Annotated in this window: 24 protein-coding genes; 11 read left to right on the top strand and 13 right to left on the bottom strand. The window is 58.8% G+C overall.

The features are described from left to right. Positions 1–157: 157 nt before the first annotated feature. The 11 genes from LF929_RS00735 (at position 158) to LF929_RS00685 (ending at position 11,581) form a co-directional block, all read left to right on the top strand. Positions 158–559: a YidH family protein gene (locus tag LF929_RS00735; protein ID WP_050570758.1), complete on the top strand. Its 402-nt coding sequence runs from the start codon at positions 158–160 to the stop codon at positions 557–559. Between the two features lie 5 nt (positions 560–564). Continuing rightward, positions 565–897, top strand: coding sequence for a DUF202 domain-containing protein (locus LF929_RS00730; protein ID WP_016943473.1), 333 nt, complete (start codon positions 565–567; stop codon positions 895–897). Positions 898–1,148: 251 nt separating this feature from the next. Then, a complete protein-coding gene (dgcN, locus tag LF929_RS00725; protein WP_210175108.1) occupies positions 1,149–2,156 on the top strand; it encodes an N-acetyltransferase DgcN in 1,008 nt (335 codons plus the stop codon). Positions 2,157–2,160: 4 nt separating this feature from the next. Then, positions 2,161–3,126: an N-acetyl-D-Glu racemase DgcA gene (gene dgcA / locus LF929_RS00720; RefSeq protein ID WP_038902974.1), complete on the top strand. Its 966-nt coding sequence runs from the start codon at positions 2,161–2,163 to the stop codon at positions 3,124–3,126. 20 nt (positions 3,127–3,146) lie between these two features. Continuing rightward, positions 3,147–5,039 carry an ABC transporter ATP-binding protein gene (locus LF929_RS00715; protein ID WP_210175107.1) on the top strand — a complete coding sequence of 631 codons (1,893 nt, stop codon included), beginning with the start codon at positions 3,147–3,149 and terminating at the stop codon, positions 5,037–5,039. A 215-nt stretch (positions 5,040–5,254) separates the two neighbouring features. Next, positions 5,255–6,814 carry a glutathione ABC transporter substrate-binding protein gene (locus tag LF929_RS00710; RefSeq protein WP_038902971.1) on the top strand — a complete coding sequence of 520 codons (1,560 nt, stop codon included), beginning with the start codon at positions 5,255–5,257 and terminating at the stop codon, positions 6,812–6,814. A 17-nt stretch (positions 6,815–6,831) separates the two neighbouring features. Then, a complete protein-coding gene (locus LF929_RS00705; RefSeq protein WP_038902970.1) occupies positions 6,832–7,752 on the top strand; it encodes an ABC transporter permease in 921 nt (306 codons plus the stop codon). 8 nt (positions 7,753–7,760) lie between these two features. Continuing rightward, a complete protein-coding gene (locus LF929_RS00700; RefSeq protein ID WP_226093352.1) occupies positions 7,761–8,663 on the top strand; it encodes an ABC transporter permease subunit in 903 nt (300 codons plus the stop codon). 11 nt (positions 8,664–8,674) lie between these two features. Then, entirely contained in the window at positions 8,675–9,730 is a 1,056-nt protein-coding gene (locus LF929_RS00695) for a P1 family peptidase (RefSeq protein WP_210175106.1), read from the top strand. A 31-nt stretch (positions 9,731–9,761) separates the two neighbouring features. Beyond that, positions 9,762–10,583: a M55 family metallopeptidase gene (locus LF929_RS00690; protein ID WP_016943480.1), complete on the top strand. Its 822-nt coding sequence runs from the start codon at positions 9,762–9,764 to the stop codon at positions 10,581–10,583. Positions 10,584–10,612: 29 nt separating this feature from the next. Next, positions 10,613–11,581, top strand: a complete 969-nt coding sequence (locus LF929_RS00685; RefSeq protein WP_038906691.1) for an isoaspartyl peptidase/L-asparaginase family protein — start codon at positions 10,613–10,615, stop codon at positions 11,579–11,581. Here LF929_RS00685 and LF929_RS00680 read toward each other — a convergent pair. From LF929_RS00680 to LF929_RS00620, 13 genes are all read right to left on the bottom strand, one after another. Beyond that, on the bottom strand, positions 11,563–12,825 hold the full coding sequence (locus LF929_RS00680; protein WP_210175105.1) for an HlyD family secretion protein: 1,263 nt from the start codon (positions 12,823–12,825) through the stop codon (positions 11,563–11,565). The two genes, LF929_RS00685 and LF929_RS00680, sit on opposite strands and share 19 nt — an antisense overlap. Continuing rightward, complete coding sequence (locus tag LF929_RS00675) at positions 12,818–14,296, bottom strand: TolC family protein (protein ID WP_038906689.1); 1,479 nt, start codon at positions 14,294–14,296, stop codon at positions 12,818–12,820. The genes LF929_RS00680 and LF929_RS00675 overlap by 8 nt, the downstream gene beginning before the upstream one ends. Continuing rightward, positions 14,289–15,509, bottom strand: coding sequence for an ABC transporter permease (locus LF929_RS00670; protein ID WP_226093353.1), 1,221 nt, complete (start codon positions 15,507–15,509; stop codon positions 14,289–14,291). Before LF929_RS00670 ends, LF929_RS00675 begins: the two co-directional genes overlap by 8 nt. Then, the gene (locus LF929_RS00665; RefSeq protein ID WP_226093354.1) at positions 15,502–16,206 is read right to left on the bottom strand and encodes an ABC transporter ATP-binding protein; all 705 of its coding nucleotides are present in this window, start codon (positions 16,204–16,206) and stop codon (positions 15,502–15,504) included. Before LF929_RS00665 ends, LF929_RS00670 begins: the two co-directional genes overlap by 8 nt. A gap of 93 nt (positions 16,207–16,299) precedes the next feature. Further along, positions 16,300–17,061 carry a hypothetical protein gene (locus LF929_RS00660; protein WP_226093355.1) on the bottom strand — a complete coding sequence of 254 codons (762 nt, stop codon included), beginning with the start codon at positions 17,059–17,061 and terminating at the stop codon, positions 16,300–16,302. 18 nt (positions 17,062–17,079) lie between these two features. Beyond that, a complete protein-coding gene (locus LF929_RS00655) occupies positions 17,080–17,844 on the bottom strand; it encodes a hypothetical protein (protein WP_368678957.1) in 765 nt (254 codons plus the stop codon). Positions 17,845–17,970: 126 nt separating this feature from the next. Then, complete coding sequence (locus tag LF929_RS00650; protein WP_038909426.1) at positions 17,971–18,441, bottom strand: hypothetical protein; 471 nt, start codon at positions 18,439–18,441, stop codon at positions 17,971–17,973. 415 nt (positions 18,442–18,856) lie between these two features. Beyond that, positions 18,857–20,368 carry a serine hydrolase gene (locus tag LF929_RS00645; protein ID WP_226093357.1) on the bottom strand — a complete coding sequence of 504 codons (1,512 nt, stop codon included), beginning with the start codon at positions 20,366–20,368 and terminating at the stop codon, positions 18,857–18,859. Further along, positions 20,365–21,105, bottom strand: a complete 741-nt coding sequence (locus LF929_RS00640; RefSeq protein ID WP_029456594.1) for an ABC transporter ATP-binding protein — start codon at positions 21,103–21,105, stop codon at positions 20,365–20,367. Before LF929_RS00640 ends, LF929_RS00645 begins: the two co-directional genes overlap by 4 nt. Before the next feature lie 13 nt (positions 21,106–21,118). After that, positions 21,119–21,949: an ABC transporter ATP-binding protein gene (locus LF929_RS00635; protein WP_016943493.1), complete on the bottom strand. Its 831-nt coding sequence runs from the start codon at positions 21,947–21,949 to the stop codon at positions 21,119–21,121. Next, positions 21,950–22,852, bottom strand: a complete 903-nt coding sequence (nikC, locus tag LF929_RS00630; protein ID WP_226093358.1) for a nickel transporter permease — start codon at positions 22,850–22,852, stop codon at positions 21,950–21,952. It abuts the gene before it with no gap. Beyond that, the gene (locus LF929_RS00625; RefSeq protein WP_016943495.1) at positions 22,849–23,859 is read right to left on the bottom strand and encodes an ABC transporter permease; all 1,011 of its coding nucleotides are present in this window, start codon (positions 23,857–23,859) and stop codon (positions 22,849–22,851) included. The genes nikC and LF929_RS00625 overlap by 4 nt, the downstream gene beginning before the upstream one ends. Beyond that, the gene (locus LF929_RS00620; RefSeq protein ID WP_168364642.1) at positions 23,859–25,454 is read right to left on the bottom strand and encodes an ABC transporter substrate-binding protein; all 1,596 of its coding nucleotides are present in this window, start codon (positions 25,452–25,454) and stop codon (positions 23,859–23,861) included. Before LF929_RS00620 ends, LF929_RS00625 begins: the two co-directional genes overlap by 1 nt. Between the last annotated feature and the right edge of the window lie 77 nt (positions 25,455–25,531).

The raw sequence follows: 25,531 nt of genomic DNA, 5'->3' as shown, positions 1-25,531 counted from the left end.
ATTAAACTGGCGCGCATTATACGGTCTTCCCCCTGCCCTGCCTACCGCCAGTCACGATTAAAATTTCATCAATTTTTCCGGTGCCATCCGTGCCATCGGCTGGAGAGCCGTCAGTCAGCCATGTAGAATACCGGCATTATTTATCCGCAGGCTGCTGATGTTCATGAGTGATTCCGTCTCTTCACCACCTTCACCCACGCCGTCAGGCAAGAAAATTCCCTGGCAGCAACAGGGAACAACGCCGGATTATCGCTTTTCGCTGGCTAACGAGCGCACCTTTCTGGCCTGGATTCGTACCGCGCTGGCGTTTCTGGCCGGTGCCATCGCCATTGACCAGTTTGCCCCCACGCTGGGGTCACCCACCATCCGGGCCGGTATTTCAGCCTTTCTGGCGCTGGCAGCGGCGCTGCTGGCGTGGATGGCTTACCAACGCTGGGCCGATAACGAGCGGGCGATGCGTGCCGGGCAAGCGCTGCCGTATACCCGTCTGCTCGTCGCCGTCGCCAGCGTCGTGAGCCTGACGTCAGTGGCACTGGCGCTGATTATCCTGCTGATGTAACCGCCATGACCGCACCTGCCGATACCCCGTCGCGCGACCCTGGCCTGCAACCGGAGCGCACGCGGCTTGCCTGGTCGCGTACCGCCTTTGTGCTGCTGATCAACAGCCTTTTACTGCTCAAAGCTGGTTCGATCACCACAGAGCCGCTGATGCTGGCCACCGGGTTGTTCCTGCTGGTGATGGCGCTGGTCACGTATATCTGGTCGCGTCTGCGATTGCGCGCTCTGCAGCGCCATGGTCACCCTTGTACCCGGCAATCCATACGGATGATGCAATCGCTGATGCTGATGGTGGTAGTCACGGCATTGAGCCTGTTGGTGGGGTTTATGATCGGCTAGACACCATCCCTCTACGGGTTTTCCGTCAATACAAAAGATTTTGATCTGCCTGTATTGGCATAACCCGCCGGTATACCTTACGGGTATTTGAAAGAAAAAATCATTAAATAACAAATAACTAATTAAAAACAACCCCATAACATCAGGTTATACCCTACCCATAAACAAGCATTCGTCAGAAAAAAAGCATCGTGGAATAGTCATAGACATCTTCTCTCATGTCATCACTATGCAACCACGGATAAGACATCATGCTGATTCCACAACCTTACCTGCTTTTTCTTGGCGATGTGACCGACCCGCTGGCGGTGAAAACAGCACGCGGCATTCACACCTGGCGCCCCGAACAGTGTGTAGGCCAGTTACGCCTGCCGGGCAGCACGGTGTCGCTGGGGCTCGATGATCTGGATATCCCCACCGCGGTGGCACGTGGCGCTAAAACGCTGGTACTGGGTACCGCCAACGCCGGTGGCTTTCTGCCGCCGCACTGGCTGGACACCGTGCGTGCCGCCATCGAAGCCGGTATGAACATTGCCAATGGCCTGCACCAGCGGCTGATTGATGTCCCCGGTTTACAGGCGCTGGCAGAGCAGCATCAGGTGGAGCTGTTCGATATTCGTCACATGCGCCCGGAATTAACCGTCGGCAGTGGTAAGAAACGCAGCGGTAAACGCGTACTGACCGTCGGTACCGACTGCTCGGTTGGCAAAATGTACACCTCGCTGGCGCTGGAAGCCACCATGCGTGCACAGGGGATGAAGGCGGATTTCCGTGCCACCGGTCAAACCGGGGTGCTGGTAGCCGGCGACGGCATCGCCATTGACGCCGTGATCGCCGATTTTATCGCTGGTGCGGCAGAAGCGTTGTCTCCTGCCAATGACGATGACCACTGGGATATCGTTGAAGGTCAGGGGTCGCTGTTTCATCCGTCCTACGCTGGGGTCACCACCGGTCTTATCCACGGTGCTCAGCCGCACTGGCTGGTGATGTGCCATGAAATGGGTCGCCCGCACATGCGCCACCTGCCGCATCAACCGATGGTGGAACTGGATGAGTGTGTGGATGCCTGCCTGCGCGCTGCTCGTGTGACCAACCCGGAGGTGCAGTTGGCGGGTTTCGCCATCAACACCTCCAACTATGGCGAACAGGAAGCGCGTGAGTACTGCCGTGGCCTGAGCGAACGCTTCGGTGTTCCTGCCACCGACCCGATCCGCTTCGGTATTGATGACATTGCGACGCTGCTGAAAACCCAGGGATAACCCGATGCGACAGATGCAAATTGAAACCGTAGAGCTGCCGCTGGCCCGTCCGTTCGCTATATCCCGCGGCACCCGTACCGCCGTCACCGTGGTGCGGGTTACACTGGAAGAGCGCGGTTTTATCGGCCGTGGGGAATGCACGCCCACCGCGCACTATCAGGAAACGGCCGACAGCGTCACCCGCCAGTTGGAAACCGTGCGTCAGGCAGTGGAAAACGGTATCAGTCTGGAAGCACTGCAACAGTCGTTGCCGCCGGGATCGGCACGCAACGCCCTGGACTGCGCCTTGTGGCGACTGAATGCCGCGCTTGCCCGACAAACGCTGTGGCAGCACCTCGCCATCGCACCACCGCAGTCGATCATTACCGCCGAGACCCTGAGCCTCGACACGCTGGAAAACATGGCGAACGCCGCCAAAGATGCGGTGTCGCGCGGCGCGTTGTTATTGAAGATCAAGCTCGACCGGGATCAGATTCTGGAAAAAGTGGCGGCAATCCGCCAGGCGGCTCCTAATGTCACGTTGATTGTCGATGCCAATGAGGCCTGGAGCGGGTTGGATCTGGAATCGTTGCTGCGCCAGTTAGCCGCTCATCGCATCGCGATGGTCGAGCAGCCGTTACCTGCCGGACAGGACAGCGCGCTGGCGACGTTTGAACACGCGATCGCAGTATGCGCCGATGAAAGCTGCCACCACCGGGGCGACATCGCCGCGTTGTGCGACCGCTACGAGATGATCAACATCAAGCTGGACAAATGCGGCGGACTGACCGAAGCACTGGCGATGGTGGCGCAGGCACGTCAGCACGACCTGCGCATCATGGTTGGCTGCATGCTCGGCTCCTCGCTGGCGATGGAAGCCGCTCTGCCGGTGGCGCTGGCGGCCGAACACGTTGATCTGGATGGCCCGATTTGGCTGGCCGCCGACAGCTCGCCTTACCTGACGTATAACCTTGGCCGCATCTGGCTGTGACAGAACCTACCGGAGTGACGATGACGGATACCACCCTAACCGCAATCCCTGCTGCGACGGCCTCTGCCCCAACACCGCAGCCGGTGCTGGAGATAGACGACCTGAGCGTTAGCTTCAGCGGTCGCTCCGGCACCCATCTGGCGCTCAAGGGCGTATCCTTCAGCCTCAACAAAGGGGAAGTGGTCGCCGTGGTCGGCGAGAGCGGCTCCGGCAAATCCGTCACGTCGCTGACGGTCATGGGGCTGCTGGCCGCATCCGCCCGAATTGAACGTGGCGGCATTCGCTTTACCGATAGCACCGGTCGCCGCCATGACCTGCTGAGCCTGAAGGACGATGCCCGTCGCCGCCTGCGCGGTCGCGATATGGCGATGATCTTTCAGGAGCCGATGACTTCCCTCAACCCGGTGCTGAAAGTGGGTGATCAACTCACCGAGGCCTTGCTCGACCACCACATGTGCGACGCGGCCAGCGCCGATAGCAAAGCGCGCGAACTGCTGCGCAAAGTGCGGATCGCGGATATTGACCGGGTGATGAACAGCTATCCGCATTCGCTGTCCGGCGGGATGCGCCAGCGGGTGATGATAGCCCAGGCGCTGGTTTGCGACCCGCAGTTACTGATCGCCGACGAACCCACCACCGCGCTGGACGTGACGGTACAGGCACGCATCCTGCAAATCCTGCGCAACCTGCAACGCCAGAGCAACATGTCAGTGTTGTTCATTACCCATGATATGGGCGTGGTGGCGGAAATCGCGGACCGTGTGGTGGTCATGTATCGCGGTGAGGTGGTGGAACAAGGTCGGGTCGAGGATATTTTCAACCGCCCGCAGCACGACTACACCAAGGCACTGCTGGCGGCAGTACCGCGACTGGGCGATATGCGCGACAGCGCCTGGCCCAGGCGCTTCCCGCTGCTAGGGCAGCAAAACGCGACGACGGAACCGGATCACATGACCGCGCGTTATGACGCCCCGCCGTTGCTCGATATTCGTGGCCTGAAAGTCTACTACCCCATCCGCAGCGGCATTTTCTCTTCCGTCACCCACCGGGTACATGCGGTAGAGCAAATTGATTTCGCCGTCTGGCCGGGGGAAACGCTGGCGATCGTCGGCGAATCCGGCTGTGGCAAATCCACCACCGGGCGGGCGCTGCTGCGTCTGGTGGAAAGCCAGACGGATAGCCTGTTGTTCGACGGTCAGGAGATTGCCGGTTTACATGACCGCGACTTCCAGCCGTTGCGCCGCAAAATGCAGATGGTGTTTCAGGACCCTTACGCCTCGCTCAACCCCCGTCTGACGGTAGGTTTCACCATTGCCGAGCCGTTGCTGCTGCACGGGCTGGTGAAGTCGCTGGAAGAGGCCACCCCGCAGGTGCAGGCGCTACTGAAAAGCGTCGGCCTGCAACCGGAACACGCACAGCGCTATCCGCACGAATTTTCCGGCGGCCAGCGTCAACGTATCGCCATTGCCCGTGCGATGGCGCTGCACCCTCAGGTGATCATTGCTGACGAGGCTGTGTCGGCGCTCGATGTGTCGATTCAGGCACAGGTGGTCAACCTGATGATGGACTTACAACAGAAGACCGGCGTGTCATGGATTTTCATCTCCCATGACATGGCGGTGGTGGAACGCATCGCCAACCGCGTGGCCGTGATGTACCTCGGTCAAATAGTGGAAATCGGCCCGCGTCAGTCGGTGTTCAACAACCCGCAGCATCCGTACACCCGGCGTCTGCTGGCCTCGGTACCGATCGCCGACCCTGAGCGTCGCTATACCCGTGAACTGGACGACAGCGAAATCCCCTCACCGTTGCGTAAGGCGAACGAGGTGGTGGAAAAAGCCCGCTACCGCGAAGTCGCCCCGCACCATTGGGTCAGCGAAGCCGGGTTCGGGTCGCCATCAACAGGGGCCTGACGTTATTGATCGTAAGACGTTATTGACCGTAAGACATTATTGCTCGTCAGTAGTAAACCGTAGCACCGTCCAACACCAGGGACACCCTAACTGCCTGAGAGCAGTCACCACGTCGGCAACGTACTGACCACGGTGAAAATTAAACAGTAATAAAAACAAACAATAATAGAAAGCAGCACAACAACCAGCAACACAAACCATTTACAGGAGACACCATGAAATCGTTACTACCCGCAGTAACTTCACGTCGTTCCGCTGTCGCACTTGGGCTGTCATTGTGTTTAGCCGCCGCTGCCGCCCAGGCTCAGGATCTGCGCATTTCCATGTACGCTGACATCACCGGGCTGGATCCGCATGACACCTCGGATACCCTGAGTTACTCCATCCAGAGCGGGATCTTCGAGCGTCTGTTCCAGTTCGATGACCAGATGAAGCTGGTGCCGCAACTGGCAACCGGTTACACCGGCAACGCCGATGCGACCGAATACACCATCACGCTGCGCGAGGGCGTGACCTTTCAGGACGGTACACCGTTCAACGCTGATGCAGTCAAAGCCAACCTTGACCGTCTGGCCGACCAGAGCAAAGGGCTCAAGCGCAACAGCCTGTTTAATATGATCAAGAATGTGACGGTCGTATCGCCGACACAGGTCAAAATCGAGCTGAATAAATCCTTCGGTGCGTTTATCAACACCCTGGCGCATCCGTCTGCGGTGATGCACAGCCCGGCTGCGTTGCAACAGTACCCGGATGAAACCCAGTTGCGCGTACACCCGGTCGGTACCGGTCCGTTCAAGTTTGTCGAATGGCAGCAGGGTAAAGACGTCAAACTGACTAAATACGACAACTACTGGCAGAAAGGCTGGCCGAAAGTTGATAACGTGACCTTCTACCCGTCGCCGGAAGACGCCACCCGCGTCGCCGCCTTGAAATCCGGCCAGTCTGACGCTATCTACCCGCTGCCGTCCGACCTGGTGAAAACCGTTGAAGATGACACCAAGCTGGCTGTCCAGCGTGACCCCAGCATCTATCTGTACTACATGGCTATCAACACCCAGCACGGCCCGCTGAGTGACGTGCGGGTACGCCAGGCGCTGAACTTTGCCATCAACCGGACTATGTGGCTGAGAGTGGGTTTCGCCGGTATGGGTCTGCCTGCCGCCTCCGCCATGGCACCGCGCGTGCAGTTCTTCTCCAGCCAGAGCGAGCCGAACTATACCTACAGCCCTGCGAAAGCGAAGGATCTGTTGAAAGAAGCCGGTTACGAAAAAGGGCTGGAACTGAAACTGTGGGTCAGCAACGCCACCTCCGCTGTGCGCAGTGCGCAGTTCTTCAAACAGCAGCTTGAGCAGGTCGGCATCAAAGTCACCGTGACCCCGATGGACTCCGGTACCCGCAACGAAAAACTGTTCGGCGTGAAAGACCCGAAACAGGCTGAATTCGACTTGTACTACGGTGGCTGGTCACCGTCTACCGGCGATGCCGACTGGGCACTGCGTCCGCTGTTCGCGACAGAATCCTGGGTGCCGAAAGCCTACAACGTCTCTTACTACAGCAACCCGGATGTGGACAAAGCTATCGTCGCGGGTCTGGCTACCTCAGATAACAGCAAACGTGCTGCCGCGTATGCCGATGCCCAGAAACTGATCTGGAAAGACGCGCCGGTGGTGTTCCTGGGTGTACCGGACAACCTGGTCGGTAAAGTGAAAAATCTGTCTGGCGTTTACATGCTGGCAGACGGTTCTCTGATCTTCGATCAGGCTGAGTTCAAGTAATCGCACAGGGGATCACCATGTTTGCTTATATCGTCCGACGTTTGCTGGAAATGATCCCGGTCCTGCTGGTGATCTCCCTGTTGGTGTTCGGTTTTATCAAACTGTTACCGGGTGACCCGGCACGGATCTATGCCGGCCCCGACGCTCCCATTGAGGCAGTGGAAGCCGCCCGTGCGCATTTAGGGTTGAACGATCCACTGCCGCAGCAGTACCTCCACTGGCTGACCGGGTTGGTTCACGGTGACCTTGGCGTCACCTACCGTACTCAACAGCCGGTGCTGAGCGTCATCAAAAAAAGTTTTCTGCCAACGCTGTGGCTGGCGCTGGCCGGTTTCGTCTGGTCGGTGATCCTCGGCCTGCTGATCGGCGTGTTTGCCGCGCTTAAACGGGGCAAATGGCAGGACTGGTCTTTGATGAGTCTGGCGGTAGGCGGCATTTCGATGCCGCCGTTCTGGCTCGGCCTGTTGCTAATTCAGTTTGTCGCCATGCCGTTCGGCCTTTTCTCAGTCAGCGGTTTCAACAAACCGGCCGACATTATTCTGCCCGCGCTAACGTTGGGCGCTTCGGTCGCGGCGGTGATGGCGCGCTTCACCCGCTCGGCGTTTCTGGAAGTGATGCAGGAAGACTACGTGCGCACCGCCCGTGCCAAAGGGCTGCGCCAGCGGCTGATTGTCTGGAAACACGTGATGCGCAACGCGCTGATCCCGGTTATCACCATGCTCGGGTTGCAGTTCGGCTTTCTGCTGGGTGGTTCGATTGTGGTGGAAAGCGTGTTCAACTGGCCGGGGCTCGGCTGGCTGTTGATTGAATCCATCAAGAGCCAGGATCAGCCGGTGATTCAGGCACTGGTGATGCTGTTCGTATTTGAATTTATCCTGATCAACCTGCTGGTCGACCTGCTGTACGCAGTGGTGAACCCGGCCATTCGTCTGCGTTAGGAGCTGCGATGAACACCTCTCAAGAGCCGATCGTGGCACCCTCCTCCGCCCTGAACGACAGTACGATTCGTTCACCGTGGCGCGATTTTCTGCATGCGTTCATCCGCAACCCGATGGCGCTGGCCTCCGGCGGTTTTGTGTTACTGCTGGTGCTGGTGGCGGTGTTCGCCCCCTGGCTGGCTCCCTGGAACCCGATGGAGCCAGACTGGATGGCGCTCGGCGCGTCGCCTTCCGCCAGCCACTGGATGGGCACCGACGATCTGGGCCGCGATGTGATGAGCCGCATCATTTACGGCGCACGCATTTCGCTGTACATCGGTATTGTCTCCGTCACACTGGGTATGGTGGCGGGCATCGCCCTCGGCTTGCTGGCGGGCTACTATGGACGCACTATCGACATGCTGATCATGCGCGGCTGCGACGTGCTGTTCGCGTTCCCCGGCATGTTGCTGGCGATTGCCGTGGTGGCAATCCTCGGCCCCAGCCTGAATAACGTGATTATCGCGGTAGCGGTATTCAGCGTGCCGGTGTTCGCCCGCATTGTGCGCGCCTCCACGCTCTCACTCAAACAGGCGGCCTACGTTGAAGCCGTCCGCTGCGCCGGTGCGCCGGACCGGGTCATTCTGTTGCGCCATATCCTGCCGGGTACCTTGCCGAACGTGATTGTGTATTTCACCATGCGTATCGGTACCAGTATTCTGACCGCTGCCGGGCTGAGTTTCATCGGCCTGGGGCCGGAACCGGATGTGCCGGAATGGGGCAACATTCTGGCGATGAGCCGTAGCATGATGATGGCAGGCCAGTGGCACGTCAGCGTCTTCCCCGGTTTAGCGATTTTCTGCACCGTGCTGGCCTTTAACCTGCTGGGCGATGCGCTGCGCGATACGCTGGACCCGAAACTGAAAAGCTGAGCGAACCGATCATGACACCTTATCAACAGGCGCAACTGGTACCGCTGCTGCAACGCTGGCGGACAGAGCGACAACTCGGCACACCGCGCCTGCCCTGCGGCCCGCATAATCGCCTGAGCGACGTACCCGGCGTGCGGGTCGGCCATGCTACGCTGGCCGAAGGCGAGATTCAGACCGGCGTGACCGCCATTGTGCCAAACAGCGATAACCTGTTTATACAACCGCTGCCCTGCGGTGCGGCGGTGCTCAACGGTTTCGCCAAACCGGTAGGGCTGGTGCAGATTGAAGAACTGGGACAATTACAAACTCCCATCCTGCTCGGCAACACCCTGTCAGTCGGCACACTCTTCACCACGTTGGTACGCGACGCGATTGGTCGCAATCCCGAACTGGGCCGCCGTTTGCCGACCGTCAATCCGCTGGCGCTGGAGTGCAACGACGGCTGGCTCAATGATATTCAGGCGCTGGCCGTCACCGAAGCGATGGCGCGCACCGCGTTGGATAGCGCCACGGCGGATTTCGCTCGTGGCAGCGTGGGTGCCGGGCGCGGCATGAGCTGCTTCGCGCTCAAAGGCGGCATCGGCACCGCTTCGCGGCAGATTGCGGAACTGGACGCCACCCTCGGGGTACTGGTGCTGGCCAATTTCGGCACACTGCCCGCCCTGACGCTGGACGGCGTGCAGGTTGGCGACGCCATTGCGCCTCTGCTGCCGGAACTGACACCGCAGCAGGATGCCGGTTCCATCATCATTATTATGGCGACTGACGCCGCGCTTGATGCCCGTCAGTTGACCCGCATCGCCCGCCGCGCGGGTGCCGGGCTCGGTCGGCTCGGCAGCTATTGGGGTCACGGTTCCGGCGATATCGCGGTGGCCTTTTCCACCCAACCCACACCGCAGCCACCGGAAGACGCGCAACTGGAGCCGCTACTGAATGCCGCGGCCGACGCCACCGAACACGCGGTGCTGGATGCGTTGTTACAGGCCGAGGCCGTCACCGGTTTTCGCGGCCACCATCGCCCGGCCCTGACTCAGGTACTGGACCGTCTGGCACAAGATTTCGCATAACCGCCTGAGAACAGGCGATAAGGACGCTGACATGAAAGTATTTATTTCTGCGGATATCGAAGGCATCGCGGGTGTGATGCGACCGGAACAGTGCAGCCCCGGCACACCAGAACACCAGATAGCACGCGGGTTGATGGAACAGGAAGTGAACGCCGCCATCGAAGGCGCGTTCGCCGGTGGTGCCAGCGAGGTGGTGGTGGCCGACAGTCATGCCGCCATGACCAACCTGCGCGCTGAAAACATCGACCCGCGCGCCCGTCTGGTGCAGGGCAAACCACGCGGTTTGTCGATGGTGGAAGGGCTGCAACAGCAGCAATTCGATGGTTTGATGTTCATCGGTTACCACAGCGCTGCCGGTGAGCACGGCGTACTGGCGCACACCATTAACGGCCGGGCGTTTTATCGGGTGCGAATCAACGGCGAAGTGATGGGCGAAAGTGACATCTACGCGGCGGCAGGTGCTGAACTGAACACCCCGTTGTGGCTGGTCAGCGGCGACGACACGCTGCAAAGCTGGATCACGCGTTACTACCCGGCGGCCGATTATGCCTGCGTGAAACGCGCTATTTCCCAGACCGCGGCAGAATCGCTCAGCCCGGAGGCCGCCCGCAACGCTATCCGGCTGGCAGCAACCCAGGCGGTGCAAAAAGCGCATAAAGAAACCACCACCCGTTTGCAGCCACCGTATGAGCTGGAACTGATGGTCGCCAAACCGGTACTGGCAGACCTGTTCTGCCTGATCCCAGGCGTTGTTCGCAAAGATGCCATCACCGTGGGTTACCAGTCACCCACCATCGCGCCGATCGTCAGCTTGCTGGGTGCCTTTTCCTATCTGGCAACCACGCAGAATTAATGCCCTGAACATAAGGAAGCACATCCAAGATGAAACCGGTCATTGTGATTCATGGCGGCGCAGGCGCGCTGAGCCGCACGGCGATGGACAGTGAAAAAGAACAGCGCTATCGCGCCGCGTTGCAGGCGATTGTCACCCGTGGGCAGGAAATTCTGGCTGCCAACGGCAGCGCGCTGGATGCGGTCACCGAAGCCGTACGTCTGCTGGAAGAGTGCCCGTTGTTCAATGCTGGCAAAGGTGCCGTGTTTACCCACCGTGGCACCCACGAACTGGACGCCAGTATTATGGATGGCCGCTCGCTGGACGCCGGTGCCATTGCCGGGGTAAACCATATCCGCAACCCGATTCTGGCTGCTCGCACCGTGCTGGAACGCAGCCCGCACGTGATGTTCACGGCAGAAGGCGCAGAAACCTTCGCCCGTGAGCAAGGGCTGGAGATGGTCGAGCCAGATTTTTTCTCCACCGACGAACGCTATCAGCAGTTGCTAAAAGCGCAGGCAGGTCATGACAAGATCCTGCTGGATCACGACGGCGAACGCCAAACGCAGGGCGCTGATCCGCTCGATCCGGATCGCAAATTCGGTACGGTGGGTGCCGTTGCGCTGGATGCTGCCGGAAATCTGGCGGCCGCCACGTCCACCGGCGGCATGACCAACAAGCGTGCCGGACGTGTCGGCGACTCACCCATCATTGGCGCTGGCTGCTACGCCAACAACCGCACCGTCGCGGTCTCCTGCACTGGCACCGGCGAGGTATTCATGCGTACCGTCGCCGCCTATGATGTCTCCGCGCTGATGGAATACGCCAATCTGCCGCTGTCGCAAGCCGCCGATAAAGTCGTGATGGAAAAAGTGCTGGCGCTGGGCGGTAGCGGCGGGCTTATCGCCGTTGACTACCAGGGCAATATCGCACTGCCGTTCAACAGCGAAGGCATGTACCGCGGCTACGGTTACGTCGGCGAGGACGCCGTGGTGGGGATTTATCGGGAAAACACCTGAACGTAACCGGCTTGCAGACCTTGCACCTCCACCCCCTGCACCACAGACCGACCGGGCGTGACAGGCACTCTGGAAACCGGTGCATCCGGTGCCGGGCGATAAAACACGTAGGGCTGGCCGTGTTCATCAGTCTGTATCGCCTCTGGCGCAACGGCCATGCCCTGCTCAGTGCGATACAAGATAACCGCCAGCCGCGCACTCATCCCGAGGCGAATGGGGGGAGTAAAGTCCGACAACGCGCTATCGACCGAGACCACAATGTCGTAGCGCGCGCCAGTGCTCTGCACATCCGTTTCGCTACCCTGAACGGCGATAGACGCAATGTGCCCGACCAGTTCCTGACCAGCAAAGCCGTCTCCGGTGATTTGTACCAGCATGCCTTCCTGCAATAAGTGCAAGTCGGTTTCCTCCACGCGCGCGAGTACCTGGAAACGATCCTGTCCAATCAGCGTCAGTAGCGGCGTTCCCTGCGCCACCTGAACACCGGTCTGCACCATTATCGGTCGGCTGTTTTCCGGTGTGGTGGGACGGACAATAAAACCCGCGACCGGTGCGGTGATATCCCGGTGCGCGTACATCACTTCCAGCGCCTGATAACGCGCCTGTGCATTGAGCAGCTCCATCTCGGCAATCTTACGCTCCTCGCCCTGCCCACGCGCTAACACCGTGGCAAGTTCTTCCTGTGCCGCGAGCAGTTCCTGACGCTGCGTGCGTACTTGTTGCGTGAGCGCATCCACTTCCATTCGCGCCACAATACCGCGCGCAAACAGCGTTTGCGTATCGCGTAAACTGGCTTCGGTATTGCTCAACTCCTGTCTGGCATTCGCTACAGCGCGCCGTGCACGAGAAACCTCAGCCCCTTTTTCCCATTGACGGTATTGCTGTACCTCACGCTGAGCCTTGAGGACATCGGCCTGAGCCTGACGCATCTGGATTTCAAGCAAGGCAGGATCGAGGGAAAGCAGGATTTGATCCCTGACAACCGACTGACCTTCTCGTACCCGCACATCACGGACAACACCTTCAAAGGGGGCCGCCAGCGTTATCCTGGTTGCCGCCTGAATTTGCCCGACCAGACCTAGTTGGTTTTCCAGACGCTGCGGTTCAACACGCACCCATTGCGCTGGTACGCTATCGGCAGCCCCGGTATCGGCATGACGAAAAGACAGCCCGGCGACCAGCAGAACCAATACGACCGTGCCCAGCGCCAGTAAACGTTGTTTTCGTGTCTTGATATTAATCATTCAGCGCGATATCCCAACTTTCCAGCGTCGTCCCCAGTGCTTCATCCAGTACCGCCTGAGCATTCATGTAACCTATCAGGGCATTAAGCCGCGCATTTTCCGCATTGCGCAGATCGTTTTCAAAACTCAGCACCTGAAAGTTACTGGAACGGCCGACCGCGAGTTTTTCCCGCTCAATGTCCAGCTTACGACGCGATAAGTCACGGGCACGCTGCGCTATTTCAAACTGCCGCCATCGCACACCAATATCCCGAACCGCATTGGTCACATCACGCTCAAGCTGCTGGCGGGCTTCAGCCAGTTGCAGCGCCTGATCACGCACCCCGACTTGCGCCTGCACTTCGGCTTGCCGACGGCTCAGATCGCCGATTGGAATATCCACCTGGACGCCAACATAGTTTTCCCAGGTACGCGCATTACCGCTCTGTGTATTGCGGTCATTAACCTGGTTAGTCCCACCGACCAGCGATACGTCCCACAACTGGTCATTACGCGCGACCGTCAGATTGATTTGCGCCTGCTCGCTGGCAATCAGATGGCTCAGATAAGCCGGTTGCAATGACTCGGCCTGACTCAACGCCTGCGCAGCATTCACGTCAACGCGCGATGCCTGCATGGCCTCTGTCGCTACAATCGGCGTATCCAGATTCAAAGCCAGTAATTGCAGCAGCGCCAGACGTGTTGTATCCAATTGATTACGGGCATCTTCGTAACCCAGTTCCTGATTGGCGACTTCAGCCTCGGTTTGTACTATCTCGAACTCCGCCATACGACCAGCGGCTATCATGGCGCGGTTAACCTCAACCAATTGTCTGGCCCGCGCCAGCGCGTCCCGCGCAATCTGTACCTGCTCCTGCGCACGCAGTAACTCACGATAGGCGGTGATTATCTGGGTAATGGTCTGTGAAACCGTAGATTTCAGGCTGAGCCGGTTCATCTGTTCAGCCAGACGGGCCTGCCGTACCGGTGCAGTGGCGACATCTTTTCCTGCACCGCGCAGCAGTGGCTGGATAACTGAAAGATTTACCCCGTCATTACGCGACACGCCTGCCACATTCGCGTCAGTACGCCGGTACGCCCACCCCAGACTCACACGCGTACCATAAGGTGTGAGCAAGGTTGACGTCGGCGTCAGGTTACCCTGGCGATAACGATCCGACTGGTTTCGGGTCGACAAATAGCTACTGCTGAGCACCAACTTGGGTGTAAAGCGATCTTCAGCCACACGCAGATCGAACTTTTGAGCCACCCGGTACAGATAAGCACTGCGGATAGCCCGGTTATCGCGTAATCCCAGATAGATGGCATCGCTGAGCGTCAGATCAATGGTCTGTTCATTGAGCGACACACGGGCGGTGGCCGGTGAAGACGCGCCGGAACGTGTCGGCTGAGAGGGAGTCAGTTGTGTATCCGCCCTGGCGCAGGCACCGAACAACACGAGTAACCACAAGCAGAACAGCACCTTATTCATCGCGTAATGCCTGTACCGGTTGAAGGCGCGCCGCTGACAACGCCGGATTCAGACCAAAAAACAGGCCGGTGAGCACCGAACTGCCTATTCCCAATGGCAATGAGAGGGGAGAAAGGGCAAAGCTCGCCCAGTCGGAAACCATCACAAATAACCAGGCTGCACCAATGCCACCGACAGCCCCCACCAACGCGCCCACCACCGCCAGTGCGATGGCCTCCAGCAGAAACAGGCTGGCAATATCACGGGAACGCGCCCCCAGCGCGACACGCACACCAATCTCACGCCGACGCTCCGAGACATTCATCAGCATCACGTTCATCACGCCAACGCCGCCTGCCAGCAGAGAAATCCCCCCCAGGCCTGCCAGCAACCAGGAAAACATGCGCGACTGTTGCGCAATGCCCGACAATAATTGTTGGGGTATTTGTACCTCTATCTGACGACCCGGCAGTGCGCTCAGCAGCCAGTCGTGTAGTTGCGGTGCGATGCGTTCCAGCGTATCGCTACTATGGCTACGGGCCAGTAACATATTGATTTGCGGCGAGGGAACCAGACGACGCATACTCTCTCCCGGCACTAAAATGCTGTCATCAACCGACACCACCACCATCGGATTCTGCTCCCGGGGTTGCAGGATCCCCACCACCTGAAACAGATAATCGCCCAATTGCACTCTCTCACCGGGCGTGACGGAAATGCCTTTCGCGAGCAGTTCAGCCGCGATATGAGCACCAAACACGGCGTAAGTACTGCGAGCATCATACTGACTCAGAAAACGACCTTGCGCCGTTTGTAAGTCCAACACCCGTGCCAGGGCAGGATTTACCCCGACCACCACCGTATTGAACGATCGCCCCTGCACGCGGGCTTCAACCGATGTCATCGTCAGCGCAGAGGCCCCCAGAATATCGGGTATCACCTGATACAACGCGGCGATGTCCAGTATTTCCGGTGTGTAGCGTCGTGTCTGATTACCGGCAGGTAGCTGGATATTCGCCACTAGCAGATCGCTGCCCATATTCCTGAATACCGACATCGCCTGTGCCTCGGCGTTATAGCCAACATTGATCAACGCCACCACGGCTCCACAACCCATAGCAATCCCTAACAACGCCAGCACCGCACGGCGTCCCAGCATCCGCAGGCTCTCAAGCGGTTCTATTAATCGCTGGCGCAGTGAAGGCCCGTAAGCCACAGGCATCATCTCACGCATGAGACCGCTCCCATACCCGGCCATCCTGAACCTGAATGCACCGCTGCATGCACCCGGCAATCGCCCTATCGTGTGTCACGATTACCAGTGTCACCGCCTGATCACGATTCAGGGTAAGTAGCAAATCGATAATGTCGCGTGCGGTTTCGCTATCGAGATTACCAGTAGGTTCATCCGCCAACAGCAGGGCCGGTTCCCCCACTAGCGCGCGGGCAATAGCAACTCGCTGACGTTGCCCACCTGACAGACTGGCAGGGCGATGATGAAGATGGTCAGCCAACCCGACACGCACCAGTTGGTGCCTGGCTCTTTGTCTGGCTGAATGGGAGGGTATGCCCCGGTAACACAGCGGCAATGCCACATTGTCCAGAATATTCAGTCGAGGCAGCAGGTTGAAGCTCTGAAACACAAAGCCGATGGCCTGATTACGCATCACAGCCCGCTCGTCGGCGCTCGCCTGCGTCATTTCATAACCTGCCAGCCACAGGCGGCCGGAAGTGGGTCTATCCAGCAAACCAGCGATGTTCAATAAGGTGCTTTTACCCGACCCCGATGCACCGACAATCGCGCAGGATTGCCCTTTGGGGATAGACAATGAGACATCATGCAGTACTGGTCGCACCGCTGATGTTTGTGCCGCATAGGCATAAGTAATGTGTTCTAAACAAAGCGCATCCGTTATGCCAGCCTCAGGCATCCTGTCCTTTATCCTTCTGTTTTTATCGTGGGTGGCTCTGCACTATATCCATTAGATAGACGACGCATTCAGCGCTATCCTCAGCCCTTATCATCAGGATGTCGCCTGCGCCTGCTCTGCCCGCAGCGTCAGGGCATTCAGCAACGGGCGCAGCGCCTCCTGCTGGCGGGTCAGGGCATCATCACTGCCGCCTTGCTGGATCTGCGTCATCAGTTGCGATCCGTAACCATCCGGCAACTGCGCTTCTTCTATCGCTGGCAGCGACTGGTAGTGATCCAGAATCGACTGATAGGTGCTGGACGATACCCGGCCTTTACGTGCGTCTTCCTCATTCATTTTTGCAACCATTGCTTCACTCCAGGCCTCTTCCTGATCATACGCTTCTTTCCAGGCCGCTCGACGCTCATTGACGGTAAATGCGCCGCTGTCGTCGTAGGTGATCAGCGCCAGTTGGTCGCGTGACATCCCCTTGAACGGGTTCGTCCCTTTACCGTTCAAAAAATCAGTCGCCTGTGTGGCTTGTGCCAGCCGCTGCGGGTCTGTTGAGTCCGGCACTTCGGCATCATACGCCGCCTTGTTTTGGTTATAACCGGGGCCAAACAATTCTTCAGCAACAGAACTAGCTATAGCGGCCAGCCCGCGCCGGTCCGTGCTGGCATCGCGAGCCACAGCACGTGTCGCCGCCTCACTCAGTAACCGCGCCATGCCGGAGAGTTGCACACCACCGCTATCGGTTGCCTGCGCGGTGTCGGTCACGGTGCTGGTGGTAGCAGGCTGTGCCGCTGTTGATGAACGCGTCAGCGACGCTGCCTCACTATAGGCAGAGGAAGAATTCAGGGTATTGATGTTCGCCATCGTTGTGCTTATCACCTGTCAGGACTGGACTGCCTGCGCCTGCCCGGCACGCAGTGTCAGGGCATTCAGCAACGGGCGCAGCGCCTCCTGCTGGCGGGTCAGGGCATCATCACTGCCGCCTTGCTGGATCAGTGTCATCAGCTGCGACGCGTAACCATCCGGCAACTGCGCTTCTTCTATCGCTGGCAGCGACTGGTAGTGATCCAGAATCGACTGATAGGTGCTGGACGATACCCGGCCTTTGCGCGCGTCTTCTTCATTCATTTTAGCAATCACTGCTCGCTTCCAGGTTTCTTCCTGATCATACGCTTCTTTCCAGGCCGCTCGACGCTCATTGACGGTAAATGCGCCGCTATCGTCGTAGGTGATCAGCGCCAGTTGATCGCGTGACATCCCCTTGAACGGGTTCGTCCCTTTACCGTTCAAAAAATCAGTCGCCTGTGTAGCCTGCGCCAGTCGCTGCGGGTCCGTTGAGTCCGGCACTTCGGCATCGTAGGCGGCCTTGTTCTGGTTATAACTGGGCCCCAGCAGTTTTTCGATAGTCGCATCGGCTATCGCCTTTAGCCCACTACGGTCCGTGCTGGCATCGCGAGCCGCAGCACGTGTCGCCGCCTCACTCAGTAATCGCGCCATGCCGGAGAGTTGCACACCACCGCTACCGGTTGCCTGCGCGGCGTCAGTCACGGTGCTGGTTGTCACAGGCTGTGCCGCTGTTGATGAACGCGTTAGCGACGACGCTTCACTATAGGCAGAGGAAGAATTCAGGGTGTTAATATTGGCCATAATCTGCTCCGGTTAATAACGCAAGGTGTCGTTTCATCAGGCTCCCCTGGCTTGGTATTATCGGCAGGATAGGGTTGCCCCTCTCCGCTACACGCATCAGGGGAGAAAGGCAACGCCAGTTGGGGATTACTTCATCGTGAATTCGACGCTCCACGCATAAGTGGAGAAATTCTGAGAAGTAATGGTAGCGTTACACACCGCCCCACCACTCGCCTCGGCATTTTTGGTCCACTTCGGTGACTTCAGAATTTTGCCGGTTAACGCACTGCCCGGCACGATGGTGTTGATAAAGGTGGTGCTAAATACGCAGGTCTTTCCACCGATGGTGTAACGCGCAACAGCGGCATTAGCATCAGGGCTAATAAGATTTTGTACACGATAAGAACTGGTAGCTAGTGCTTCAACCTGAAGAGCTGGTTTTGGGCTGGCAATAGCATTGGTGCTGATCTCGTTGTTGGTGATCGGCTTGTAAGTTGCAGTTTCATTGCCCAAATTCTTAAACGTAATAGTTACTGCTGGCCCAGCATACGCAGCCCCAGCCGCAGACATCATTACCGCCGTCATTGCGGCACCCAGGATATTTTTTTTGCTTAACATATTAATAGTTTCCATGTGTTGACATTATTTCTGTCACAGAGCGGCACTCACGCCTGCTCTGTCCGGTCTACAGCAGATGCTGTAAATCCTCTCCCGGTCACTTTGCAGCCCTTGTCTTCCGTGAAGAACACCTCAGCTCACGCAAAGTCCCTTTAAGAGCCTATCCCATTAGGGCTATTTCACTTGCCATTTGGGCCCTGGGCAGTGCTCGAACGCCTCACGTACTCCGTGTACGCTGCGGGTTCTCCGCGCTGTCCGTGTCCAAACTGGCTACGCCAATAACGCCTACTGGGATAGGCTCTACGTCATCAGCAATAAAACACTGAAGAGGTTAACGGCCAGAACACTGGAAACTTTAAAATTATTTATGAGTTAGCGATTCCGCTAATGATAACGATGGGTGGCGTGACGACGATCACCCACGCTGATACCGCACCACCCGGCTGCGATTCAGTAACAGCGTCAGGTAGCCGTCTTGTATCAACAACGAGAACCGTTTTTCCCACGGCCCGTCTTGCACAGTCGCCAGTGCACGGCCGTTGCCAAGCGATTGCAGAGAACCGGCTATCTCCGCCGGGCCGAGCCCCATCACGATACGATCACCGTCGATCACCAGTTCGCTGCGGGTATCCGGCCAGTACCATCGGCCTTGCAGCCGCGCCACGCTATCGTCGGCTTCCACCGGCCAGAAACGACACGGTGCGTGGCCGATTTCTCCGGCTATCGCCATGCCATCCTGCCGTAATCTCATCGGCAGATGGCTGGATAATGACACCGCCACGCCGGGCTCTTCGCCACGGTACAGCGTTTCCGTCGCCCCCAGCCAGCAGGCACCCGGGCCTTGTACGTCGAGCCAGTGCCCGCCCTGCTCTGCAACATACAGCCCCGGCGTCAGGTCGTGGCCGCGCGTGGGCAGTGGCTGGCCCAGCAGCGCCGACATCACCCGCAGCACACTGTCGTAGGTGGCGACATCTTCGCGGTTAGCGACCAGCGCTACCCCCGCCTGTGATACCGGGTCGAGCAGGAAGTAACTCTTGTAACCGGCGTGAGAGCCGCCGTGCCCTACCAGTTGTGCCGACCCAATGCGGCTGTGCGCCACACCGAGCCCGTAGCCAGTCACGCGGCCATCACGCAGGTAGCGCGGCAGGGACAACCGTGCCAGCACGCCCTCACCCGGCCCCTGATTCATTAGCAACGCTTGCAGCCAGACGGTCAGGTCGTGCACGCTGCCGGTGACACAACCCGAGGTAGACAGATGCAGCCCGGCGCAGGATAACTGCCAGCCCTGCGGCGCTCGCCAGTAGCCCGGCACCAACCCCGGCACGATATCAAACCAGGTTTCCGGCGCGCTGAGAGCAATCCCCAGCGGCTGACTAATGTGCTGGCGCAGCAGGTCGGCAAAATAAATGCCCTTGGCTTTCAACGCTTCTTCCACCAGCCGGTAGCCGGTGTTGGTATAGGAGATCTCGCTGCCCGCCGGGTAATTCAGCTCGCCGTTCTCCGCCAGAAACGCCAGCAAGCTGTCAGCCGAGGTGGCGTTGTACACCGATAACCCCAGCAGCGACAGGCTTTCGCGCACATCCGGCAGGCCGGATGTCATATCCAGCGCCTGCCCGACCGTCACCTGACCGTTTTCGCCAGTCAGTTGCGGCAGATGCCTCTCAAGACTGTCCGTCAGCGCCAGTGTCTGACTGGCCGCTCCCGTCACCAGTGAAGCAAACAGGTGCTTGGTGACTGAGGCGAAACGTACCACGCTCTGGGTGGTAAACGGGGTGTTCTGCGCCAAATCCGCCAGCCCACCGCAACAGGCAGCCCGGATCTGTTCGCCATCGAATAACGTGATAGCACCGCCCGGCTCACCGGGTTGATGCCAGGATTGCGTAATCGCCCGCGCTTCATCAATGGCGCGCTGCCAGTGTAATGTCATGCCGGTTCCTCCAGCGTCATGCTTAAATCGTACAGTTCCGCCGTGTGGGGGTGATACAGGTTACGCGCCCGCAAGTCTTCCACACTGAGCTGTTCCACCATTTCGCCATGCTGCATCACACCGACGCGCTGGCACAGATGCGACACCACCGCCAGATTGTGGCTGACCATGATATAGGTCAGCCTGCGCGCCTGACGCAGGTCTGTCAGCAGGTTGAGGATTTCCGCCTGCACCGAGACATCCAGCGCCGAGGTCGGTTCATCCAGCAGCAGCACTTCCGGCTCGGCGATCAGTGCGCGGGCAATCGCCACCCGCTGGCGCTGGCCGCCGGAAAGCTGATGGGGAAAACGAAAACGCGCCGCGGCAGGCAGGCCGACTTCATCCAGCGCCCGGGTGATACGCTGCTCAGCACGATCGAAGCGGTGCACCAGCAGCGGCTCATGCAAAATACGATCGATAGTCTGGCGTGGATGCAGTGATCCGTAGGGATCCTGAAACACCATCTGCACCTGCCGAAAAAAGCTGCGATCCCGTCGGGCTAATTGCGCCATGCCGCCAAACTCGATGCGCCCTTGCCAGTGGGTATTGAGCCCGGCCAGCGCACGTAAAATGGTGGATTTGCCGGAACCGCTTTCGCCCACCATACCGAAACTGTCACCACTCTCCAGTGCGAAGGACACCCCTTTCACCACCTCGAGGTTACCGAAGGCAATGCGCAGGTTTTCTACGTTAATCATGCATTTTCCCCCATCACGCGTCCCTCCAGGCCGGGTCGCGTTGCAGCACCGGTAGCCGGGCGCGCGGGTGTTTCAACGACGGCAGGCAAGCCAGCAACCCCTGCGTATAGGGATGCTGCGCCTGTAACAGCTCGCTGGCCCGCAGCAGTTCGACGATCCGCCCGGCGTACATCACCGCGACGCGATCGCAAAAGTGCGACACCAGCGGCAGATCGTGACTGATCAGGATAAGCCCCATGCCACGTTGCGAAACCAGATCGTTAATCAGGCAGAGGATCTCCGCCTGCACGGTAGCATCCAGCGCAGAGGTCGGTTCATCGGCAATCAGTAATTCCGGGTCCGGTGCCAGCATCATGGCGATCATCACCCGTTGCCCCATACCGCCCGACACCTCATGCGGATAACGCCCTGCTACCCGCTGTGGGTCGCGAATGCGCACCTGATCCAACAGGTCGATAGCCGCCTCCATTGCCGCACGGCGACTGCCGCCCTTGTGCTCGCGCCAGGCTTCCGCCACCTGCTGGCCGATAGTCATCACCGGGTTTAGCGAATACTTCGGGTCTTGCAGGATAAAACCGACCCGCTTACCGCGAATCTGGCGTAGCGTTTTTTCACTGGCACCGCGCAGGTCGATACCGTCAAAGCTCAGTTTGTCGGCCTGAACACGGGCGCTGCCGGGCAGCAGTTGCATCAGGCTACGGGCCGTCAGCGACTTACCGGAACCGCTTTCACCGACGATAGCGAATTTTTCCTTACCAACGCTGAAGCTAACGCCACGTACCGCCTCAAACGTTTCCGTCCGATTGGCAAACGCGATACGGAGATTCTCAATTTCCACCAGCATTTAGCGCTCCTTCGGGTCCAGCACATCACGCAGGCCATCACCCAAAAAGTTGAAGGCCAGCGAGGTCAGGAAAATGGCGACGCAAGGCACCAGCGGCACCCACCAGGCGTTGAACAGGAAACGCCGCGCAGTGGCGATCATCGTGCCCCACTCCGGTGACGGCGGCTGTGCCCCCATACCAAGAAAGCCCAGACTGGCGGCGGTGATGATGATGGAGCTCATGTCCAACGTCACCCGCACAATCAGGCTCGGTACACACAACGGCATAATGTGGCGCAGAATGATGCGCAGCGGCGCGGCACCGGTCAGGCGGCTGGCGGCGATAAAATCGGTATGACGGAATTGCAGCGTTTCCGCGCGTGCCAGCCGGGCATACGGCGGCCAGGCAGTCAGCGCAATCGCCAGAATGGCGCTTTCCACTCCCGGTTTCAGTGCCGCGACAAACGCCAGCGCCAGCACCAGCCGAGGAAAGGCCAGAAAGATATCGGTCAGCCGCATCAGGATTTTATCCAACCACCCACCGGCATAACCGGCGATACAGCCAACCAGCAGACCGATGGGCGCGGTTAGCGCCACCACCGCGAGCACCATACCCAACGTGGTACGCCCGCCGTAGACAATACGGCTGAACACATCACGCCCCAGCTCATCGGTACCGAACCAGTGCGCCGCAGACGGCGCGGCCAGCCGGTTAGACAGATTCTGAAAACCGGGGTCGTAAGGGGCCAGCCAGGGGGCCACCAGTGCCAGCAGCATCACCACCGCGATGATGATCAACCCTATCACCGCCAGCGGATTGGTGCGAAACCCCAGCCACAGGCGGTAACGCTGCCCCCACACCGCCTGACGGCGTGTGGCAGGCGCTTCGTCGAGCAACCAGGCTCGTGAGACCAAAAAACTCATGTTACGCGGGGATCCAAAAGTCGATAGAGAATGTCAGCCAGCAGGTTCAGCAGCACATAGGCCGCGCCTACCAGCAACGTGGCACCCACCACGGGGTTCATGTCTGCGTTGAGCAACGCGGTGGTGAGGTATTGGCCCAACCCCGGCCAGGAGAAGACGTTTTCTGTCACCACCGCGCCTTCGAGCAGCCCGGCGTAGGTCAACGCCAGTACGGTGACCAACTGTACCGCTACCGTGGGGAACGCGTGCCGCCAGACCACCCGACGGGACGATAACCCTTTGGCGCGGGCGGTGATCACAAACTCGCCGCTGAGTGCATTAAGCATGAAGGTGCGGGTCATACGGGTGATATACGCCATGCTGAAATACGCCAGAATCAGCACCGGCTGCACCATGTGCGCCAGCGCGTCACGCAGTGCGTCATAGTCCCCCGCCAGTAGCGAATCCACCGTCAGCAACCCGGTCACATGCGGCACCATGTCCTGAAAGAGGATGTCCTGCCGCCCCGGCCCCGGCGCAATGCCCAGCACCGCATAGAACACCAGCAGGCTGAGTAACGCCAGCACAAACACCGGCAGTGAATGACCCGCGAGACAGATGACGCGAATCACCTGATCGACCCAGCGCCCCTGGCGCACTGCCGCCCACACCCCAAGCGGAATGCCGACCAGCGCCGCGACGATGATCGCCGCCGTCGCCAGCTCCAGCGTGGCAGGGAAATAGCGAGCAATATCGGTGGTGACCGGGTTAGAGGTCAGGACCGATCGACCTAAATCGCCGTGCAGCAGTTGGTTCAGGTAGTGACCGTATTGCACCCACAGGGGCTGATCCAGCCCCATTTCCTGACGCACACGCTCCACCACCGCCTGCGGGGCGTTGTCCCCAACGGCGGCCAGCACCGGGTCGGTCGGCATAATCCGACCGATGAAAAAGGTCAGTACCGAAAGCCCCAACAGGGTCAACAGCAGGCTGCCGAGCGTACTGCAAAAACGAATCAGTATCTGCATCAGGCTTTCTTCACCTGCTGGTAAGGCACCTTGCTTAAGACCGTCATGGTGACGTCGCTGAGATTCTTGCGACAGGCCAGCGTTTTTTCATCCTGCATCATCAGTGTGAACGGGCTCTGCTCACGGTGGTTACGTTGCAGGGTTTCGTACAGCGCGATGCGTTTGGCTGGGTCCTGCTCATGCAGCGCCTGCTCGGTCAACTGATTGAATTTTTCATCCGACCAGTTGCAACGCCACGCCAGCGTGCGGTTGCGCGCCCCATCGCTGTTGTCGGTGTTGATGCAAAACGCTTCGGCGTTGGAGTTCGGGTCAAAATAGTCGGCCCCCCACGCGGTCAGCGCCAGTTGCTGCTGGCGGGCGCGCATTTTGGTCAACACCTGACGGTTTTCCGCCGCGATCAGTTTCACGCGGATGCCGATAGCACCCAACTGGGTCTGGATCGCCTGCGCGATATCCGGGTACGGCTGCGCGGAGTAGTGATCCAGGGTAATGTCAAAACCATCGGGATAACCGGCGTCTTTCAGCAACGCTTTGGCTTTAGCGACATCCAGGTGGAACGGGTTATCGTCCAGCGCCGCCGGGAAGCCGCCCGGCAGGAAGCTCTGATGAACTTTGTGCGTGAGCGGCAGAATGTTTTTCTGGATGCTGTCATAGTCCAGCGCCCACTTGATAGCCTGCCATACCTGCGGCTTTTTCAGGAACTCGTTGGCGGTATTGCAAGACAGCAACATCACGCTGGCGATGCTCTGGCGCACCAAATGGTAGTTGCTGTCGTTCACCAGCGGACGGATCTGCTCGGTGGTCAGGTTGCGGGCGATATCCACGTCCCCTTTTTGCAGCATCAGCAACTGGGCGGACGGGTCAACAATGTGTTTAATCAGCACACGTTTGAAGGCATTGTTCGCCGGGAAGTGATCGTTCTTCTGCAAAATGATGCTTTCGCTGGCCTTCCAGCTCACCAGTGAGAACGGGCCGGAACCGGCGCTGTTCTGCTTCAGCCACTGGTTGCCCAAATCGTCGTTTTGCTGATTCGCCAGTGCGGCTTTTTTCTGCACGATGCTGCCCACCGGGGCTGACAGGCAATACAACAGGAAGGTTTCCGCCGCTGGTTTGTCGAGGTTTATCACCAGCGTGCTGTCATCTGGTGCGGTAATGTGCTGCTCGACATTGTCTTTGGTAAAGCCGAACTGGTTGATGATGAACGCCGGGCTTTTATCCAGCTTCACCGCACGTTGCAGCGAGAAGGCCGCATCGGTGGCGGTCACCGGCGAGCCATCGGCGAATTGGGCTTTCGGGTTGAGGTGAAAAGTGAACGTTTTACTGTCGTTGGCCACTTCCCAGCTGACGGCCAGATCGCCAATCACCTCTTGCGGATTGGCCGGGTTCGGCATCACCAAACGCTGATAGAGATTGCCGATAATTTCCGTTCCCACTGCCTCGAACCCTTCCTGCGGGTCGAGACTGGTCATGTTATCAAGCTGCATTGCCATCACCAGTATTGAGGGCGGCGTATCGGCAAACGCGGTGTTCACATTAAGCCAGGACAGGAAAGGTACGGTAGCGCAACCGGCAAGAAAACGTCTTCTGGTAACCATTAATCCCCCAAGTGTCTGATTTTAAAATATAAAAAAAGATATTTTTTCTTTTTGCGGCTTGACAGACATCACGGGCG

Origin of the sequence: Dickeya oryzae (genome assembly GCF_020406815.2) — a bacterium.
In the GTDB taxonomy this organism is placed as follows: Bacteria; Pseudomonadota; Gammaproteobacteria; order Enterobacterales; family Enterobacteriaceae; genus Dickeya; species Dickeya oryzae.
This window is presented reverse-complemented; position numbering and strand designations above follow the sequence as displayed.

What these genes read in the sequence shown, in the direction of transcription:
- LF929_RS00735 (WP_050570758.1), top strand. Translation starts at nt 158, where the DNA reads ATGTTCATGAGTGATTCCGTCTCTTCACCACCTTCACCCACGCCGTCA.
- LF929_RS00730 (WP_016943473.1), top strand. Translation starts at nt 565, where the DNA reads ATGACCGCACCTGCCGATACCCCGTCGCGCGACCCTGGCCTGCAACCG.
- dgcN (WP_210175108.1), top strand. Translation starts at nt 1,149, where the DNA reads ATGCTGATTCCACAACCTTACCTGCTTTTTCTTGGCGATGTGACCGAC.
- dgcA (WP_038902974.1), top strand. Translation starts at nt 2,161, where the DNA reads ATGCGACAGATGCAAATTGAAACCGTAGAGCTGCCGCTGGCCCGTCCG.
- LF929_RS00715 (WP_210175107.1), top strand. Translation starts at nt 3,147, where the DNA reads ATGACGGATACCACCCTAACCGCAATCCCTGCTGCGACGGCCTCTGCC.
- LF929_RS00710 (WP_038902971.1), top strand. Translation starts at nt 5,255, where the DNA reads ATGAAATCGTTACTACCCGCAGTAACTTCACGTCGTTCCGCTGTCGCA.
- LF929_RS00705 (WP_038902970.1), top strand. Translation starts at nt 6,832, where the DNA reads ATGTTTGCTTATATCGTCCGACGTTTGCTGGAAATGATCCCGGTCCTG.
- LF929_RS00700 (WP_226093352.1), top strand. Translation starts at nt 7,761, where the DNA reads ATGAACACCTCTCAAGAGCCGATCGTGGCACCCTCCTCCGCCCTGAAC.
- LF929_RS00695 (WP_210175106.1), top strand. Translation starts at nt 8,675, where the DNA reads ATGACACCTTATCAACAGGCGCAACTGGTACCGCTGCTGCAACGCTGG.
- LF929_RS00690 (WP_016943480.1), top strand. Translation starts at nt 9,762, where the DNA reads ATGAAAGTATTTATTTCTGCGGATATCGAAGGCATCGCGGGTGTGATG.
- LF929_RS00685 (WP_038906691.1), top strand. Translation starts at nt 10,613, where the DNA reads ATGAAACCGGTCATTGTGATTCATGGCGGCGCAGGCGCGCTGAGCCGC.
- LF929_RS00680 (WP_210175105.1), bottom strand. Translation starts at nt 12,825, where the DNA reads ATGATTAATATCAAGACACGAAAACAACGTTTACTGGCGCTGGGCACG.
- LF929_RS00675 (WP_038906689.1), bottom strand. Translation starts at nt 14,296, where the DNA reads ATGAATAAGGTGCTGTTCTGCTTGTGGTTACTCGTGTTGTTCGGTGCC.
- LF929_RS00670 (WP_226093353.1), bottom strand. Translation starts at nt 15,509, where the DNA reads ATGCGTGAGATGATGCCTGTGGCTTACGGGCCTTCACTGCGCCAGCGA.
- LF929_RS00665 (WP_226093354.1), bottom strand. Translation starts at nt 16,206, where the DNA reads ATGCCTGAGGCTGGCATAACGGATGCGCTTTGTTTAGAACACATTACT.
- LF929_RS00660 (WP_226093355.1), bottom strand. Translation starts at nt 17,061, where the DNA reads ATGGCGAACATCAATACCCTGAATTCTTCCTCTGCCTATAGTGAGGCA.
- LF929_RS00655 (WP_368678957.1), bottom strand. Translation starts at nt 17,844, where the DNA reads ATGGCCAATATTAACACCCTGAATTCTTCCTCTGCCTATAGTGAAGCG.
- LF929_RS00650 (WP_038909426.1), bottom strand. Translation starts at nt 18,441, where the DNA reads ATGTTAAGCAAAAAAAATATCCTGGGTGCCGCAATGACGGCGGTAATG.
- LF929_RS00645 (WP_226093357.1), bottom strand. Translation starts at nt 20,368, where the DNA reads ATGACATTACACTGGCAGCGCGCCATTGATGAAGCGCGGGCGATTACG.
- LF929_RS00640 (WP_029456594.1), bottom strand. Translation starts at nt 21,105, where the DNA reads ATGATTAACGTAGAAAACCTGCGCATTGCCTTCGGTAACCTCGAGGTG.
- LF929_RS00635 (WP_016943493.1), bottom strand. Translation starts at nt 21,949, where the DNA reads ATGCTGGTGGAAATTGAGAATCTCCGTATCGCGTTTGCCAATCGGACG.
- nikC (WP_226093358.1), bottom strand. Translation starts at nt 22,852, where the DNA reads ATGAGTTTTTTGGTCTCACGAGCCTGGTTGCTCGACGAAGCGCCTGCC.
- LF929_RS00625 (WP_016943495.1), bottom strand. Translation starts at nt 23,859, where the DNA reads ATGCAGATACTGATTCGTTTTTGCAGTACGCTCGGCAGCCTGCTGTTG.
- LF929_RS00620 (WP_168364642.1), bottom strand. Translation starts at nt 25,454, where the DNA reads ATGGTTACCAGAAGACGTTTTCTTGCCGGTTGCGCTACCGTACCTTTC.